The 17,227-nt window shown below is 65.5% G+C and carries 17 protein-coding genes; 5 read left to right on the forward strand and 12 right to left on the reverse strand.

Going from position 1 to position 17,227, the window contains the following annotated elements:
* Window positions 1–283: 283 nt before the first annotated feature.
* The 4 genes from cofG to LDH66_RS11865 form a co-directional block, all read right to left on the reverse strand.
* Complete coding sequence (cofG, locus tag LDH66_RS11850; protein ID WP_226481281.1) at window positions 284–1,462, reverse strand: 7,8-didemethyl-8-hydroxy-5-deazariboflavin synthase subunit CofG; 1,179 nt, start codon at window positions 1,460–1,462, stop codon at window positions 284–286.
* A gap of 68 nt (window positions 1,463–1,530) precedes the next feature.
* Entirely contained in the window at window positions 1,531–2,253 is a 723-nt protein-coding gene (gene cofC / locus LDH66_RS11855) for a 2-phospho-L-lactate guanylyltransferase (protein ID WP_226481282.1), read from the reverse strand.
* A 176-nt stretch (window positions 2,254–2,429) separates the two neighbouring features.
* On the reverse strand, window positions 2,430–3,614 hold the full coding sequence (locus LDH66_RS11860) for a tubulin/FtsZ family protein (RefSeq protein ID WP_226481283.1): 1,185 nt from the start codon (window positions 3,612–3,614) through the stop codon (window positions 2,430–2,432).
* Window positions 3,615–3,830: 216 nt separating this feature from the next.
* Window positions 3,831–4,751, reverse strand: a complete 921-nt coding sequence (locus LDH66_RS11865; protein ID WP_226481284.1) for a complex I NDUFA9 subunit family protein — start codon at window positions 4,749–4,751, stop codon at window positions 3,831–3,833.
* A gap of 100 nt (window positions 4,752–4,851) precedes the next feature.
* Here LDH66_RS11865 and tmk point away from each other — a divergent pair, with 100 nt between their 5' ends.
* The 4 genes from tmk to LDH66_RS11885 all read left to right on the forward strand — a co-directional run bounded on the left by tmk (window position 4,852) and on the right by LDH66_RS11885 (window position 6,958).
* Complete coding sequence (gene tmk, locus LDH66_RS11870; RefSeq protein WP_226481285.1) at window positions 4,852–5,454, forward strand: dTMP kinase; 603 nt, start codon at window positions 4,852–4,854, stop codon at window positions 5,452–5,454.
* 106 nt (window positions 5,455–5,560) lie between these two features.
* Complete coding sequence (locus tag LDH66_RS11875; protein ID WP_226481286.1) at window positions 5,561–5,791, forward strand: Lrp/AsnC family transcriptional regulator; 231 nt, start codon at window positions 5,561–5,563, stop codon at window positions 5,789–5,791.
* A gap of 163 nt (window positions 5,792–5,954) precedes the next feature.
* Window positions 5,955–6,728, forward strand: a complete 774-nt coding sequence (locus tag LDH66_RS11880) for a potassium channel family protein (RefSeq protein ID WP_226481287.1) — start codon at window positions 5,955–5,957, stop codon at window positions 6,726–6,728.
* Window positions 6,728–6,958: an Lrp/AsnC family transcriptional regulator gene (locus LDH66_RS11885; protein ID WP_226481288.1), complete on the forward strand. Its 231-nt coding sequence runs from the start codon at window positions 6,728–6,730 to the stop codon at window positions 6,956–6,958. The genes LDH66_RS11880 and LDH66_RS11885 overlap by 1 nt, the downstream gene beginning before the upstream one ends.
* A 203-nt stretch (window positions 6,959–7,161) precedes the next feature.
* On the opposite strand, the gene LDH66_RS11890 is transcribed toward LDH66_RS11885, so the two are convergent.
* Window positions 7,162–7,692 carry a DUF5813 family protein gene (locus tag LDH66_RS11890; RefSeq protein WP_226481289.1) on the reverse strand — a complete coding sequence of 177 codons (531 nt, stop codon included), beginning with the start codon at window positions 7,690–7,692 and terminating at the stop codon, window positions 7,162–7,164.
* A 188-nt stretch (window positions 7,693–7,880) separates the two neighbouring features.
* Here LDH66_RS11890 and LDH66_RS11895 point away from each other — a divergent pair, with 188 nt between their 5' ends.
* Window positions 7,881–8,072, forward strand: a complete 192-nt coding sequence (locus tag LDH66_RS11895; RefSeq protein WP_226481290.1) for a hypothetical protein — start codon at window positions 7,881–7,883, stop codon at window positions 8,070–8,072.
* Here the strand turns inward: LDH66_RS11895 and LDH66_RS11900 are convergent.
* From LDH66_RS11900 to LDH66_RS11930, 7 genes are all read right to left on the reverse strand, one after another.
* The gene (locus tag LDH66_RS11900) at window positions 8,050–8,439 is read right to left on the reverse strand and encodes a DUF7522 family protein (RefSeq protein WP_226481291.1); all 390 of its coding nucleotides are present in this window, start codon (window positions 8,437–8,439) and stop codon (window positions 8,050–8,052) included. The genes LDH66_RS11895 and LDH66_RS11900 overlap by 23 nt on opposite strands.
* Window positions 8,440–8,584: 145 nt before the next feature.
* Window positions 8,585–9,877 (reverse strand): O-acetylhomoserine aminocarboxypropyltransferase/cysteine synthase family protein, encoded by a 1,293-nt coding sequence (locus LDH66_RS11905; RefSeq protein WP_226481292.1) that lies wholly within the window; start codon window positions 9,875–9,877, stop codon window positions 8,585–8,587.
* Window positions 9,878–9,985: 108 nt separating this feature from the next.
* Window positions 9,986–10,999, reverse strand: a complete 1,014-nt coding sequence (locus tag LDH66_RS11910; RefSeq protein WP_226481293.1) for a sodium:calcium antiporter — start codon at window positions 10,997–10,999, stop codon at window positions 9,986–9,988.
* 98 nt (window positions 11,000–11,097) lie between these two features.
* Window positions 11,098–12,606: a fibronectin type III domain-containing protein gene (locus LDH66_RS11915; RefSeq protein WP_226481294.1), complete on the reverse strand. Its 1,509-nt coding sequence runs from the start codon at window positions 12,604–12,606 to the stop codon at window positions 11,098–11,100.
* A 250-nt stretch (window positions 12,607–12,856) separates the two neighbouring features.
* Entirely contained in the window at window positions 12,857–13,612 is a 756-nt protein-coding gene (locus LDH66_RS11920) for a hypothetical protein (protein ID WP_226481295.1), read from the reverse strand.
* Window positions 13,609–16,296, reverse strand: a complete 2,688-nt coding sequence (locus LDH66_RS11925) for an alkaline phosphatase PhoX (protein ID WP_226481296.1) — start codon at window positions 16,294–16,296, stop codon at window positions 13,609–13,611. The genes LDH66_RS11920 and LDH66_RS11925 overlap by 4 nt, the downstream gene beginning before the upstream one ends.
* 318 nt (window positions 16,297–16,614) lie before the next feature.
* Window positions 16,615–17,037 carry a hypothetical protein gene (locus LDH66_RS11930; protein WP_226481297.1) on the reverse strand — a complete coding sequence of 141 codons (423 nt, stop codon included), beginning with the start codon at window positions 17,035–17,037 and terminating at the stop codon, window positions 16,615–16,617.
* Window positions 17,038–17,227: the final 190 nt, after the last annotated feature.

Here is a 17,227-nt window from a genome sequence, read left to right on the forward strand (position 1 = left end):
TGACTTCAGCGTCCGACCACAATATCTCTATTAACCAGTTACTTCAGCACAGTTGGTTGGGATAAATAGAGTCGGTTTACTGCATCCATTCTCTATATTCAGCAGGCAACTTTTGGCATCCTTCGGATAAATCAATAGCTGCCTCGGTAACTGCTTGTCCTGTACGTATCGTGAATTCCGTGGCCAACTCTGAATACCGAAACTATAGTACAAACTACTGGTAGTGTCGGCTCTCCGGAGCAGTCCGATCGACATTCGTCCGGTAGCGTACCGGTAGCCGCGCTCAGTTCGAGGCCGTCGCCGTCTCGTCCCGAAGCACTGCGCGATAGCGCTCGCCCGCCGAATCGTCGGCCGCGAGCGCGTCCCGGATCGTCGGCGAGATCCAGTCGCGATTTCCGTCCGACCCGCCGCTCCCTGCACCGTCGGCGACCCGCCCGTCGAACCCGTCCGTTCGCAGGGCCGGCGGCAGGAACCGCTCGTAGACCGGGAGCCGTTCCCCGAGCGGGAGGGCCGCCGACGCGGCGATCTCCTCGAGTTCCCTGAGCGCGGGCCACGTGTAGTCGGGGTTGATGTGGTCGTCGGTGACCGGCGAGACGCCCCCCAGATCGTCGACGCCGCAATCGATCAGTTCCTTCGCGGGGGCGAGGTTCGGCGGCACCTGCACCGAGACCTCCTCGGGTAGGGCGACGCGAGCCATCGCCGTCACCTGCCGCATCGTCGCGAGATCGGGCGAGCCGTCCGACCAGCGTTCGTTGTCCACGACGGGCTGGACGATCACCTCCTGGATGTGATCGTAGCGCTCGTGGAGTTCGCGGATGGCCAGCAGGCTCTCCGCGCGGTCGCGCCAGTTCTCGCCGATCCCGACGAGAATCCCGGTCGTGAAGGCGACGTCGAGTCCGCCCGCGTTTTTGAGGGTGCGCAGCCGCTGGCCCGGCACCTTGCGCCGCGGCCCGGCGTGGGCTCCGACCTCGGCGGTCGTCTCGAGCATCACGCCCATGCTGGCGTTGACGTCCGCGACGGTCGCCAGCTGCTCGCGGGTCTGGTCGCCCGGGTTCGCGTGGGGGAGCAGCCCCTCCTCGAGTGCCACTTCACAGGCCTCGCGCAGGTAGCTGTGGATCGAGTCGTGGCCCCACTCTGCGAGTTGGGCGTGAATCTCGGTGTAGCGCTCGTCGGGGTCGTCGCCGAACGTGAACAGCGCCTCCGTACAGCCCGCGTCGGCCCCGCGCTGACAGATCTCGCGGATCTCCTCGAGCGAGAGCAGGGAGGCCTGGCCCGGCGGGTCGAAGTAGGTACAGTAGGTACACGTGTAGCGACAGGCCGTCGTGAGCGGAACGAACACGTTCCGCGAAAACGTCAGCGCCGACGGTGCCTCGACGTCGCTCGGACTGACCTGCAGGAGGTCTTCGACGGCCGCATCGTCGACCGCGATATCGACGCCGTACTCGCTCGCCCCGGGAAACATTACCTCTCAGTGTCGTCGCTCGGCACATAAGGGCTTCACTTCGCGGTGATATTCATGACAAGAAGACATCACTCCGGCGGACGATCGTCCTCGCGAGCGACGTCGACCCGCCCGTCCCGATCGTCGAGGACGAACCCGAACTCGCGGAGGCGGGCGGGCGCACGGTGGCTCTCGCGCCCATGGACGAGTACTTCGACCAGGTCCGCCGGCTCGTCGATGTCGGTCCCCAGCCGGAACGAGTCGACCGTCTCGAGGTCGGCCTCGACCTCGCGGGCGATCTCGCGGTGGTCGAGATAGGAGGTCCCGTGGTAGTCCACGCGGAACGCGGGGTGGCGGACGACGAGCGCGTTCGTCCCGCCGCCCCGCCCCGGTGCGATCGCGACGTCGGCCGACGTCGTCAGCAGCGTCTCGAGCGCGTCGGGAGTCGCCAGCGCGAGGTCCGCCATGACGATGGCGACGGGGTCGCGGTTGGGATCGGAATCGGAACCACTGTCCACGCCGTCTCCCTCGTTCCCGCCGTCGCTGCCGGGCAGCCGCGCGTTGACCGCCTCGGTCAGTGGCCGCTCGTCAACTGTGACCGAGGTGGCCGCAGTGACCTCGCCCGGAAGCTCGAGGTCGTCGACCGCGAGCGGGGCGGTCGAGACGACCGTCGGCTCGTGGCCCGCTGCGACGATCGCACGCAGTACATCGGCGAGCATCGCGCGGGCGAACCGCGAGCGCTCGCCCGGAGAGAGCACGGACTCGAGGCGAGTCTTCGGCGTCTCGGCGGCGAACGGGACCACGACGCGCATCTGAATCTGATTGTGGTACTCCGAGCGCGCTCAAAAGCGCGTCGGAGTGTGACCGGCCGTCGGCGGTGACCGCCGTCGCGAGCGGATCACTCGCCGCTATCGAACGGTGGTATCGATCGCCGCGCCCCCTGACACGAGTCCGGCCCTCGCGCCGTCGAATACGAAAGAACGGCGGCCTAGAACAGCGGCTCGAGCTCGTCTTCGTCGTCCTCGACGAGTTCCTCGAGGTTCTCCTCGCTCTCCTGTTGGATGTCGTCGATGTTGTCCTGTGCCTCGATAGCGACCTGCTGGAGGCGCTTGATCCGCGGGACGTTCGTCACGCCCGAGAGCAAGATCGCCGCGGCCACCTCGGGCTCTTCTCGGGGGAAGTCGCCACCGCGAACTTCCATGCTGCCCGTTTCCTCCTCGAGCCACTTGCGGCCGCGTTCGATGCCTTTCCGGTTCAGGTACTCCGGCGGACCGGAGAGCACGAGCAGGGCGCGCTCCGTGCCTTCGATCTCGCAGGGGAGCGTGAGTCGGCCGAGTGCGGCCTTGCGGACGAGGCTCGTGATGCGGTTGGTCGTGTTCGCGGCGTCGAGATCGTCGTCCGTCCCGCCGCCACCGTCGCCGGTGAACCGCGAGAGCAGCCCGCCGCCGGAGTTGAGTTCGACTTCCTCGGAGGCGAATCCGACGGTGGAGACGCCGCCGCCGGAGAGCGTGTTGATGATCTCCGAGGAGTCGACGACGCTCTCGGCTACTTCCTGGCCGTCGCCGACTTCGCCAGCTCCGAAGAGGATGCCGAACCGGCGGACGATCTCCTCGTTGATCTGGTCGTAGCCGCCCTCAACGGACTCGCCGGTCTGTCGCCAGGAGTCGTTGTCGAAGACGAGCAGGTTGTCGACTTCGCGAACGAACGTCTGGAAGGACCGCGCCGCGTTGAGCGTATAGATTCCGCCTTCGTCCGTGCCCGGCAGGACGCCGAGCCCGTAGACGGGGATCGTGTAGATTCGCTTGAGGTGTTTGGCGAGGACCGGCGCGCCGCCCGATCCGGTACCGCCGCCCATCCCGGAAACGATCAGGAAGGCGTCGACCTCGTGAGTCGGGATCTGGTCGATGGCGTTTTGGACCTCGTCGATGTCCTCCTCGGCGACTTCCGCGCCGAGCTCGTTGTCAGCACCCACGCCGTGGCCCTTCACCCGGGCCTGGCCGATGAGTACGCGATTCTCCTGTGGAATATTATCCAGACCCATGAGGTCCGCTTTCGCGGAGTTGACAGCGATCGCTGCCCGGACGATTCCGCTACCCGTCCGATCGTCGTAATCGAGGAACCGATCGACGATTTTGCCACCGGCCTGTCCGAATCCGATCATCGCCAGCTTCATTGTTTGTCAGGGGGCTCCGTTGGATTGGTACCAGTGCAATGGAGGATATAAATCTTGTGCAAATCTGACTTTCTCGATTGAGTTACTATTGAAGCTAATCGACGGAACGAGACGGTATTCGGGCCGATTCTGTGTCCGAAAAAACGGTGTCACTCGACCCATAGATATTTTTACATCAGAGGCGGCGAGTGAAATCCGAACGACCGGGCGGCGACGTCAAACCGTTTCCGGACGTTTCTCCCGGGTACCGGTTCGCTCGAGGCCGAGATACGAACCGAGCGTCCGCAGGTCCGCGGGATCGCGGCCGAACGCGGTCACGTCGTTGTCGTCGACCGTGTTGTCGAACTCGAGCGATCGGGCCTGATCGGGGCCGAAGGGGACGAACGGGAGCGAGTCGACCGCGGAGAGGCCCAGTTTCGCCAGCCCCATCGGGATCGAGACGATCGTGACGTCTTTTCCCTCGGCCGCGTAGACCAGCTCCGTGATGTCTGCGAGCGTAGCGATCTGTGGCCCGGCGAGCTCGTAGGTTTCGCCGACGTGGGCGTCGTCCTCGAGCGTCTCGGCCAGCATCGGGACGAGGTCGCCGATCCAGATAGGCTGGAACCGCGTCTTTCCACCGCCCGGCAATCCCGTCACGTACGGCGTCGTCAGGGTCTTCGTGAACTCGATGAACTCGCTGCCGTCGCCGAAGACGACCGACGGGCGAACGATCGTCCACTCGAGCGAGGACTCCGTGACAACTGCCTCGGCCTTCCCCTTGGCGCGGATATAGGCCGTCGCACCGTTCGGATCGGCACCGAGCGCGCTTATCTGAAGGAATCGAGTGGCGTCGCCGGCTTCGGCGGCCCGGACGAGGTTCTCGGTGCCCCCGAGGTGGACTTCCTCGTGACCCGGCCCGCCGCGGGGCTTGTAGAGCGGCGAGAGCGAGACGAGGTTGACGACGGCGTCGTGGTCCGCCACCGTATTGGCGATCGAATCGTAGGCGCTGACGTCGCCCATCGCAGACTCCACGCCGTCGGGGAGCCCCTCATCGTCCGGGGATCGAGAGAGTGCCGTCACCTCGTGGCCGCGCTCGACCAGTTCCGCACACAGGTTCGTGCCGATGAAGCCGGTGCCACCGGCGACGAGGACGTTCATGGACGGAATATGACTCCGCAGCGATAAATAGTGGGCGGCTACGTGAGAAGGCGACTCGAGGCTCGACAGATTGTAGTAGCCGTCACGACGAGAGGCGACCATGCTCGTCACGCTCGAGGGACTGGACGGCAGCGGCAAGACGACGGTCCGGGAGGCGCTCGAGGAGCGCTATCCCGACGCCGTGTTCACGCGCGAACCGACGGACGACTCCTGGTACGGCGACGCCGTCTATCGCTCGATCGAGGACGACGACGCCGACCCGCTGGCGGAACTCTTCCTCTACACCGCCGATCACGCCGACCACCTCTCGCGGGTGATCGACCCCGCCCTCGAGCGCGGCGACCTCGTGATCTCCGACCGGTACTCGGACTCGCGGTTCGCCTATCAGGGTGCGACGCTCGCCGCAGCCGACGGCCACGACCTCGACGATCCGCTCGAGTACGTCATCGACATCCACCGGCCGTTCTCGACCGAGCCGGACCTGACAGTCTACCTCGATCTCGATCCCGAGGCCGCCGCGACCCGCGCGGGAACGACGAACAAGTTCGAACGAGCCGAGTACCTCGAGGCGGTCCGCGAGAACTACGAGCGGCTGATCGAGCGCGACCCCGACCGGTTCGTCCGCGTCGACGCGACGCAGTCGCCCGATGCGGTGCTCGAGGCGGTGACGGACGCGATCGCGACGGCGGCGGACTCCGAGTAGTCGCTCTCTCGGCTCTCATCGCTTCGACTGTCCGCGTTCGGCGGAGAAATCTCGACGCCGGATTCGGGCAAAGCCTTTAGTCGTGCCAGAGTGTACCACACCTTCGATGGTCCACGCGTTCATCATGGTGAAGACGGCCGCCGGAAAGTCCGAGGGGCTGCTCGCAGAGATCGACGGCCTCGAGTCGGTCGCCGACGCGCATATCGTCGCGGGCAACTACGATATCATCGCGGAGGTCGACGCAGCGGAAGTCTACGACGTGCTCCAGACCGTCTCCTCGAGCATTCAGGGGCTGGACGGCGTCACCGACACGAAGACGTACATTGCGATGGGATAACGGCTCGGTCACTCGTTCTCGCGAGACGGTCGTCGCGGCCGTCGACGCTCGTTCGATCTTCCTTTCTCCGTCGGAATCGATCGTCGAGTCGAACGACCCGTTCGACGGTATCCCATGGTAGTCGGGGGCAAACTTATTCACCGGGGCCGGTGTACTCCCGTCCATGCGGTTCGTGATTATCGGGGCCGGACGGGTCGGTCTGCGCACAGCACGCGTCTTGCGTGACGAGGACCACGAGGTGACGATGGTCGAACGCGACGAACCGACGCTCAGACGCGCCCGTGACCAGGGCTTTCCCGTCGTCGAGGGCGACGGGTCCCGCGAAGACGTTCTGGAGGAGGCCGGCATCACGGAGGCCGACGCCGTCGGCGCGCTGACCGGCGACCTCAACGTCAACTTCACCGCCTGCATGATCGGCGACCACTACGGCTGTCGAACCGTCATGCGGATCGACGAGGCCTACCGCGAGGGGATTTATCGCAAGTACGCCGAGCAGGTCGACGAGATCATCTATCCCGAACGCCTCGGCGCGATCGGCGCGAAAAACGCCCTGCTCGGCGGGACGATCCGCGCCATCGCCGACATCGCCCCGCATCTGCAGGTCGTCGAACTCACGATCACCAGCGAGGCCCCAGTCAACGGCTACACGATCAGCGAACTGCAACTGCCCGCCGATGCGACCCTCCTCGCCTTCGGGAAGGGCGAGGCCCCGCTCGAGATTCCCACCGAAGACCTCTCGATCGAGGACGACGACCGACTCGTCGTCCTGGCTGACTTCGCCGTCCTGAGCGAGGTCCGCCAGCTCCTGGTCGGCGAGACGGCGAAGCGTGCGGCCGCGAACGCGGGCGCGGGCTCGAGTTCAGCGGCGACGGAACTGCTGGAGACCGAGACGGACTCGGAGCCGGAGACCGAGTCCGATTCCGGAGGTGTCAACTGATGGTTACCGCGTTCATCATGATCAAGGCGAACACGGGCGAGGCGGATCGACTCAGAGACAGTATCGAATCCATCGACGGCGTTCAATCGGCTCACATCGTCGCCGGTGACGTCGATCTCATCGCGAAAGCGGTGGTCGAGACGCCCGCTGAAGTCAAAGCAATCGCGGCCACCCACATCCAGGCCATCGAGGGCGTCGAAGACACACAGACGTACATCGCGATGGACTAAAGACGAATTTTTGCCGAGGGCGCGGCGAAGCCGCGCTCTCGTTCCGGGTCAGTCGTCGGCCCGCTCGCTCAGCCTGCGGCTTCGCTCGCGGTGAATTTCGGGTAACCGCCTGCTCTCCCCCGAGTCGTGAGGATCTCGCGTCTGCTCGAGCCCCATTCTCGGCCACAGAACAAAACCTTGAGTGGGAAACGCTCGTCGGCGGGCTATAGCGGCATACCGCCGCTGCTTCCGTCCCCGTCCGCGGCTTGTTGCCCTCTGCTCTGGGCGTTTTCGAGCAGCGTCGCCGCCTCGCCCTGATACTCGTAGCCGGGGATGATTCCCTGTGCGAAGGTGCCCTCGACGAACTCGATCAGGGCCTTGGCATCGTCGACGCCCTCGCCGGCGTCCCAGGCGGTGTACTCGAGGCGGACGCGGACTTCGTCGGCGTCGCGTTCGACGACCGGCTCGTCGTGGGTGCTCGTGTGGGCGACGGTGAAGACGTCCTGCAGGCGTCGCTCGAGGGTCTCGAACCAGCCGTCCTCGACGGGATCCGCGACGACCTCGTCGGCGACGGCGGCGTCGAGGCTGGGGAGGAAGACGGTGACGCGGAATCGGCCGTCGCGTTTCCCGTCGGCGTCGTCGGCCGTGATCGTCGTCTCGAAGACGGTCGTCGCGAGATCGTAGCCGTCGCCGGTCCGGTCGAACGCGTCGTGGGACTCGAGTTCGCTGGCGACGGGGTCTGGAAGATCGGTCATTAGAGACATCCACGGGCGTGGCGGAAAAGGGTGTTACGCTGTGCCGACGTTGCGCGGTCCACCTCGTAGGAAACTGTTACGCAGCGGAAATCGCGGGGCGGCGACGGGACCGTTTCGCGAGGGAAGTACCGAATTTCTCCCGGAAACGGCCCGCATTACTACAAGGGAAACGATCCTCTAGCGGCGGCATGAGTCTCGACAGACACGCCGCGGAACGTCGTCGCTTCGCTCGCCTCCTCGGAACGGACGGCGACCACGGGTCCGGCCTGCCGATCGGCGGGCGGGACGCCGACGACGAGGCGGACGATCGGACGGAGTCCGATGACGACGACCGCTCGAGTGCGGGCGACGACTCCGTTACGAAATCTCGTGACTGCTGAGGAACGAGTCGAGCGCCGTCGCGACTTCTTCGAAGTCCTTGACCGTCAGGCCGTCGGTGGTGACGAAGACGCCCTCGCTGTCGTTGGTCACGCGGATCAGGAAGCCGTTCTCGAAGACCCGAATCGTGTAGTCGTACGCGCCGAGTTCGGACCCCTCGTAGGCGGTCTGGGTCGTCTTGAACCCGCGCCACTCGTGGCCGATGAACGTCGAGAGGTCGGCGTCGCGCTCTAAGTCCTCCCGGAGGTAGAGCTGCTCGTAGTCGTCCCGCGTGAAGTAGGTGACCGAACGGAGGCTGTCGCCGATGGCCGTTCGACAGGTCGCAACGATCTGTTCCGACGCGTCTGACGTGAGTAGCCCGGTCGGCATAGTCGATCAGTCGGACCCCGAGAACTTAACGACGAGGGCTAGTCACAGTGCACTGGAATCGTCGCCCGACCGCGGTCGCAGTCACTCCGAGCCGCGGTCGATCCGGGCCGCAGTCACCGCCGAGCGAGCCGCAGTCACGGCCGAATTACGCCTGCTCGATCGCTTGGTCGAGGTCCGCGATCACGTCGTCGACGTCCTCGATCCCCACGGAAATCCGAATGAGGTCGTCGGTGACGCCGCTGGCCAGTTTCTCCTCCTCGGAGAGTTGCTGGTGGGTCGTGCTCGCGGGGTGGATGATCAGCGTCTTCGCGTCGCCGACGTTGGCCAGTAGGCTCGTCAGGTCGACCTCGTTACAGACCGTCTCCGCGGCGTCGTACCCTCCTTCGAGGCCGAACGTGATCATGCCGCCGTAGCCGCCCTCGAGGTACCTCTGGGCGTTCTCGTGGGTCTCGTGGCTCTCGAGGCCGGGGTAGTTGACCCACGATACCTTCGAGTGGTCCTCGAGATACTCCGCGACGGCCATCGCGTTCTCGCAGTGTTTCTCCATGCGAAGGGGGAGCGACTCGAGTTTCTGGAGCGTGACCCAGGCGTCGAAGGGAGCCTGCTGGTTGCCCAGATCGCGCAGGCCGCGAGTGCGGGCGACGACCGAGAACGCTGCCTCGCCGAACGTCTCGTAGAAGTTCACGCCGTGATAGGCCGGGTTCGGCTCGGTGATCTCGGGATAGTCGCCCTCCTCCCAGGGGAAGGAGCCGCCGTCGACGAGGATTCCGCCGACCGTCGACCCCGCGCCGTGGATCCACTTAGTCGTCGAGTTCCAGACCAGATCGGCTCCGTGCTCTAAGGGTCGGCAGAGATACGGCGTCGCGAAGGTGTTGTCGACGAACAGCGGCACGTCGTGGTCGTGGGCGATGTCGGCGATCCGTTCGATGTCCGGCGTCACCAGCGCGGGGTTACCGATGGTCTCGAGGTGAACGAACGCGGTGTCATCGTCGATGGCGTCCGCGTAAGCCTCGTAGTCGAGCGTATCGACGAACTTCGTCTCGATTCCCCGTTTCGAGACGGTATGCGTGAGATAGGTGTAGGTTCCCCCGTAGAGCGATGACGAGGAGACGATGTTGTCGCCGACGTCCGCGAGGATGAACGTCGCCAGATCGAAGGCGGCCATCCCCGAGGCGGTCGCGAGCGCACCGACGCCGCCCTCCAGCGTCGCGATGCGCTCCTCTAACATCGCGTTCGTCGGGTTCATGATCCGCGAGTAGATGTTGCCCGTCTCCTCTAACCCGAACAGCGCGGCGGCGTGCTCGGTGTCCTCGAACTGGTAGGAAGTGGTCTGGTACAGCGGCGGCGCGCGAGCCCCCGTCGTCGGATCGGGCTCCTGGCCGGCGTGGACGCTGTTCGTGGCGAATCGGTGCTCGTCGGAATCGGGATCGTCGCTCATACACGGATATCAAACGGGAGACGGTAAAATCATTAGACGAACATATTCGTGATATTTACTGTATGCGATGTATATCATTCTCGAGCGAGTACACGACCCGTTATTCCGTCAGAATTGGAGTACGCTAACGACCCGAAGGCTCTCGAGCAGGAGCCAGCAGACGAACGCCGCGTACAACCCCAGGAGGACCCACGCTTCCCGTCGAGAGAGTTCCATGCCGGTCCGGGAGATCGCAAAGAACACGATCGTCGCCAGGACGAGAAACCCCATCATCGGCACGATGTGGGCGAAGTTCACCGTCAGCGACCCTGCGACGAGGACGCCGACCGGGACGGCGACGAGCAGGTCGAAGGTGTTGCTCCCGAGGACGTTCGCCAGCGTGACCGTCGGCCGATCGGCCCGCGCGGCCGTGAGACTGACGAACGCGTCGGGCAGGCTCGAGCCGGCGGCCACGACGGTCATCCCCCAGAGGAACGACGGCGTTCCGAACGCGTCTCCGAGGCCGATCGCCGACCGAACAAGCGCTTCGACGCCGACGACGATGAGTACCAGCCCGACGACGAACCGGGCCCACGTCCGTGCGAGCGCGATCGACGCGTCCGTCGTGTCGTCTGATTCGGTGGCGTCGAGGTACTGCGTGAACAGGTAGAGCCCGTACAGCGCGACCGGAAACAGGGCGAGCGGCCGCGAGACGGTTCCCCCGATCCGGACGCCGGCCGCGTCGGCGGGATTGTAGATCACCGCGAGCGAGAACGTCAACAGCAACGATGCAACCGCGAGCATGTAGAACAGCGATTCCTTGTAGACCAGTTCGCGGGTCGTATCGATGTCGCCGCCGACGAGCACCGCGAGTCCCGGGATCACGAGGAGGTTGAACGTCGCCGAACCGACAATCGAACCCACGCCGAGCTCGAATTCGCCGTGCAACAGCGTCGCGAGCAGGACGCTCGCCAGTTCCGGCGTACTCGAGCCCACGGCGGCGATTACGGCCCCCTGAACGACCGCCGGCAGCCCGTACGCGACCGCGAGGTCGTTCGCCGCGTCCTCGAGCCAGGCGCTCCCTTTCCAGACGACCGCCGTCCCGACGGCCGCCATGAGGAGCAGCGTGACGATCTCGAACACGTCTACTCGTTCTCGCGATGTTCGAATAAAACGACCGTCAGAAACTGCGAGTCGCGCCTCAGTCGTCGATCCGCGTTCGCTGTCGCCGGTCGCCGTCGTTACGCCGCGACGGTCGTTCGGTCCGTGACGGTGGTTCCGGTTTCGTCGGTAACCGCGAGGGTCACGCCGTAGTCGTCGCCGGCACCGTGTTTCACCGTCTCGGCGAGCGATCCGCCGGCGGTCTCGCCCTCGACGGACGCCTCGTCGGTGACGACGACTCGGTCGTTCCCATCTCGGATCGTTACCGTGACTGACGAGAGATCACCGTCCACATCGCTGACGCGCCAGTCGGCGGCGAGTTCGGCGTGCGGGTTCGGCGGGCTGTCGTCGCTCCCCGAGAGCGCGTCGACGGTCGGCTCGTGGGTCGCGATGTCGGTGGTCAGCGTCGCCGTCGCTCCCGATTCGGTGACGCTATCGGCGCGGACGACGGCGCGGTACTCGTACTCGGTTCCGGACTCGAGTCCCGTAAGCGAGGTCTCGACTGCCCCGGGAGCGGTCAGCGTCTCATCGTCGGTCTCGTGCCACGTATTCGCGCCCGGCTCGCGGTACTGGATGGCGACGGTCGCCGCGTCGGCACCGCCGAGATCGATCAGTTCGCCGGAGACCGTCGCCGACTCGTCGTCGCTGACTGCGCCCCCGGTCTCGACGTCGGGATCGATGACCGTCTCGAACGTCTCGACCGCGCCGACGGCCGAATCGCCGTCGGCCGCCTCGCCGACAACGCGGAACTCGTAGCTCGTTCCGGGCTCGAGGTCGCGAACGGTCGTACTGACCTGCCCCGCGGAGCCGGATTCGACCGCCTCGGTCGTCGTCCACTCGGAAGCCCCAAGCCGTCGGTACTCGAACCGGGCGGTCGCCGCGGTCGCGTCGCCGAAGTCCGCGATATCGCCGGACAGGGTCGCGTTCGTTGCCGTCACGCCCGTCGCTGACCCGGTCTCGACGGCGAAGCGAGTCTCCGTCGCGAACTGCTCGTACCCCGTGGACAGCCCGTGTTCCCGTTCGGTGCGGATGTGCGACGTGAACTCGTACTCGGTTCCGGGCTCGAGACCGGTCACCTGCTGGGTCGCCACGCCGGTCGAATTGACCGTCCGGGTCGGCGTCTCGGTCCACTCCGAGTTCGGCTCGTACTCGTCGGTCGGGCTATACGAGAACCACACCTCGGCCGACGACTCGCCGCCGAGATCGGTCACGTTCGCGCCGAGCGTCGCCTCGGTTTCACCGACGGCCGTCGCGCCCGTCGTCGTCGCTTCCGGTCGATCGGCCGGTGTCTCGATCGTTCGGATCTCGCCGCGGTCGACGCCGACCGTCGTCTCCGCAACGGCACGATACTCGTAGACCGTCCCGGGCTCGAGACCGGTCAAATCGTCCCTGAACGCGCCCGTCTCGGCCCTCGGTTCGGCCGCCGCGGTCGACCACGCGTCGCTCGAGCCGTTCTCGCGGTACTCGAACCGGACGGTCGCGTTCTCCGCGTCGCCGAGATCGGTGAGGTTCCCAGCGACGATGACAGCGGAGTCGTTGAGCACGTCGGCCCAGGTGGTGTCGACCGACGGCGATTCCTCGGTCGTCACATCGGTCGTCGTTGAACCGGTCGCTATTACAGTCGTCGCAGCCCCTGTCGCGGGCGCGAACGCAACGCCCAGTACGAGAATGGCGACGAGACACGTCCACAATCCTCCTCGAAACTCATCTGAATGAATACTGGTTCGCATGTGTATTTTCGTTCGAAATAACGTATTAATAACTTTTCTATGAACTGAGAGGAGAGCGAGTGAGACGGCAGCAGGGCGGGAGGCGCGTCGAAAAGAATGAGCAGACGGGTTACCGGGACCGCGCGAGCAGGGCCGCCGCGAGAGCGGCGATCGCGACGAGTGCGGCTCCGCCCGCGAAGCCGGGGACCGAGTCCGAACTCGAACTCCGATTCGAGTCATCGGAGTCCATCCCGTCACTGGAGTCCGTCCCGTCACCGGAATCAGTGCCGCCGTCACCGTCGCCGTCCGCGGTTTGTGCCGAGGAGACGGCCGTCCCGTCGTCGACGGTGAGCGTCCCCGCCTCGAGCACCGGCTCAATGCGGGAGCCGCCGTCCGCGTCGGCCTGGACGTCCGTTATCTCGAGCGTCGTCGAACCGGTGTCGGGCCCGGTAACCGCGACCGTCGCGAGCGTGACGTCGGTCGCGCCGGGCGCCACCTCGTCGGTGAGATCGGCGGCCTCGACGGTCACCGACTGCCCGTCGTCGCTCACGATCGGGTCAGACGTCTTCCCGTACGTGTCGGGATAGCTGGCGTTCGAGACCGTCGCGGCCTCGGTCGACAGCTCGAGGGTGATCTTGAAGCCGGCGAGGCCGTCCGGGGCGTCGGTGAGCGCGATCCGATGGGTCGCGGTCCCTCCGGGCTCGACGGTCGCGTCGGCGACGACGAGACTGCTCTCGGTCGTCGAGCCGTTCGCCTCGGTCGCGCCGATTCCGGGGGTCGAGCCGCCGCTCGCGGCCGTGACCGCGACCGGAAGCCCGACCGTCAGTCCGACCGCGAGGGCGACGACGAGCGCGCCGATTCGACGCCGCGGCGATGTCTCGCTCACAGCTCGTCGTACAGTTCGTCGATGTCGTCGTAGTCGATGCGGCCGTTGTCGTTGAAGTCGTAGGCGTCGACGTTGAGACGGACCGAGTCGTCCTCGATGTGCTCGAAGAGGAGGGTCACGTCGTCGTAGTCCAGCCGTCCGTTCCCGTTGACGTCCTCGAACGTTCCGTCGCCGTCGGGGTCGGTCGGAGCCCGTCCGCCCGAGCCGCCGGAGCCGCCGCCGACCGGCGGCGGCCCAGTAACGACCACGCCGGGCCGTGGCTGGGCGTCGATCACAGCCCCATCGTCGTCGTCCAGGGACTGCACGTCGGCCGTGATATCGGTCGTCCCGCCACCGACGCCCTCGATCTCGACGGTCGCCAGCGTGACGTCCGTCGCGCCGGATTCGATCTCGTCTTCGATGTCGGCGAACCGGAACTCGACCGTCGAGCCGTCGTCGCTGATCGTCGGCCCGGCGGTGAGTTCGAGCGCGTCGTGATAGCTCGCGCCGGCGATTTCGGCGACGTCGGTGTGCTCGAGGGAGACGGTGACGCGGCCGCCGGCGAGGCCGTTCGGGATCGACGAGAGCGTCAGATCGGCTTCGCCGGTCGTCTCCTGGCTGATCGCGACGGAGTCGATCTCCAGCGTCGCCGGCGGCTCGTAGACCCACATCGCGTCGTTGGGGTACGAGCGGCCGAAGCTTCCCTTGTCCTCACAGAGGAGGACGCGGCCGTCGTCGAGCACCATGACGTTGTCGACGTTGATCAGCGACGCGTCCTGAAGCGACTCGGGAGCGCTGCCGTTCGGTCCGACGACGACCGGCTCGAGTCGGGAGACGTCGTACCCCGCCTCGAGCTCGGCCCGATAGAGGACCCCAGTCTCGACCTCGTCGAACCGGAGGTCGCCCCGTTCGTCGGTCATGTAGCCGCCGAGCGAGGAGATACCGAAGTAGATGAAGTCGCCGGGCTCGGCCTCGTCGTGAGCGTCGATCCCCTCGGCCTTGTTGAACTCGATACTGGCACCGATCTCCTTGGCGGCCGCGCGGGTCTCGAGGAAGGGGACGCGGCGCAGGTCCTCGTCGACGCCGTCGGGGCCGCGTTCCTCGTACTGTTCGGCCCACTCGACGATCTCCTCGTCGGTGATGAAGTCCTGATTGCCGTTGATGGCGACCTCCTCGTCGGCTTCGGCGAGAGCGGTCTCGAGGTCGTCTTCCCAGTCGGTCTCGGCGTGAGTCTCGAGGTAGTCGACCTGCGTGACGTCGTCGTAGTCGGCGATCCAGGACTCGACCTCGCCGTTGCTGGCGGTACCCAGTTCGAGCCACTCGATCTCGAGGTCCGTCTCGGCGACCGGCCCCTCGCCGATCTCTGCCGCCTTCATGGCGTACAGCGTACCGCGGACGTCCATCCGGTCGTCGTGCTCCGGAATGGGCTCGTCTGCGACGAACTTGTAGATACCCTTCGCACCGCCGTCGGAGGCGAGATAGACGGTGCGTTCGTCGGGCAGGACTTCGGGACACTCCCACGCGGCGCGGCCGAAGACGTGGTGTTTGACCGGGATCGGCTCCTCGGCGGTCGGCTCGGTGATCTCGACGATGTGCCCGTAGCGGTAGCGATTCGGGAACGCCTCGTCCCCGATGGGTCGGGGCGTGTTCACGGTCTTGGTGCCGTCCCCGTCCCTGTCCTCGTCCTCGTTATCGATCTCGGCCTCGGTCTGATCGATCGGCTCGACGCCGAGGTGATAGGCCATCTTCTCGGTACCCCGGCTGTTGTTCAGCCCCATCGGATACGCGTGCTCGTCGCCGAAGATCTCTCCGAGCGAGCCGTGGACTTCTAGAATGTTGGGGCGGTTCCAGAACTCGTTGCCGCCGCGAAGGCCGACGCCGCTGCCCTGTTCGACGATATCACTGACCGTCGCGAGCCCGTTGACGCGCGGGTGACCGTACTCCTCTTCGGCCGACAGCGGCGTCCCCCACGGGCTGAGGTCGCCGTAACAGTTGACCCTCGTCCCGCCGATCTCGCGGAACGCCTCGGTGTTCTCGAGTTCCATCGCGTTCTCGAGGTCGGCCTGCCAGTAGCCGTCCTCGTCGCGGTAGAGCGGTGTTCGCGAGATCGCGCCGGGTCGCGTCTCGTTGTTAGTAAAGAGGTAGCCCTCCGTGCCCTCGTCGTTCGTCGCGACGAAGAAGTTCATGTCGGCCTGTTCGCCGACCCCCTCGTAGGTCTCCTCGGCGATTTCTTCGAGGTCCGTGCCGTCCGGCGTCTGCGGGTGACCGAACCGTTCGTCTCCGCCGTTGATCTCCTCGCCGGTCTGGACGAGGAGTCGGTACTGGCCGGCCGCCGAGAGGACCTGGCGCTCCTCTCGGTCGGTTCGCGGCGCCTCGAGCTCCTTGAACTCGTCGTTCTTCCCGTTGAAGGTGAACTGGAAATCGTCGAAGACGCCGACCCCGCCCGTGTCGAAGGGAGCGATGTTCTCCGGGCTGGGTCCCTGCAGACTGTAGAGGAGCTCTCCCGTCTCGAAGACGAACGGTCCCGTTACTTCGGCTCCCTTCGCAGTCGTCGAAAACCGATCGATGTTCCCCTCGACGTACGGCGCTGCCAGCGTTTCGTGTTCGTCCCTTCCGTCCTGCGCACCGACGACGCCGACCGCCCCGGTGCTGATCGCTGCCGCGACCGATGATGCCATCAAGTTCCGTCTGGTGAATTCGACCATGCGAGCGGAGCCACTCACAATTAACTCATTAGATTTTATAATAAATAAAATACTATTATATAGGTAATATAGTGTGGTATAGCCAGCAGTAACGGATTGAAACCTCACAGAACGAGCGACCGAGAGAGATCGAACAGTACGTTCCGGACTACCGGCAGTTGCTGCTCGCTTCGTCGACTGCGTCGACGGCCGACTCCGCCTCCGACAGTGCGGAGAGAGAGAGAGAACGGCGCCCGAGCGGAGTCCGAAACGGCCGACTCCGCCTCCGACAGTGCGGAGAGAGAGAGAGAACGGCGCCCGAGCGGAGTCCGAAACGGCCTACTCGAGGCCTCGCTCGGCCGCTTCGGAGCGGATTTCGGCCGCACGCTCGCGAACCCAGGAGAGATAGCGTTCGATTTCGGGCGGCATGACGCCGTAAAACGAGGCGACCCATTCGATGTCCGCCCAGGGACACGTGACGAGATACGCGGCCAGCGTATCCTTCCCGGCCTGAACGATTTCGGGCGGAACGCCGCGGTCGCCCGTGTTCTCCTCGACGAAGCCGTTGACGGCGAAGTAGACGTCGGCGTAGAGGCGAGCGTCCTCGAGGTCGTCGAACGCGATTTCGGTGTGGTTCGGTGCCTCGAATCGGTAGCACGAGTCGTCGCCGTCGGTCGCGTCGATCTCGACGATCCGAACGCCGAGCACGTACGCGTCGACGACGGATTCGTCCGTATCGGGGGTGGGTGTGGACTGTGACATGTCGAAGCGATGTCGCCTAAACCCAGTCGTATCGGTCTCTTGAACCTTCGTATGTGACGTATATAGCGCTCCGGAACCGATCAGTCCGGTATCGAGACGGTCGGTGACGGCCGTCATCGGGTCACCGCGGTAGCGTAGACACTGCTGGTCGACTCGCTTCGTCGGTCGATTCGAACCCGACGATACGGGG

The organism is Natrinema amylolyticum (genome assembly GCF_020515625.1).
Classification (GTDB): Archaea; Halobacteriota; Halobacteria; order Halobacteriales; family Natrialbaceae; genus Natrinema; species Natrinema amylolyticum.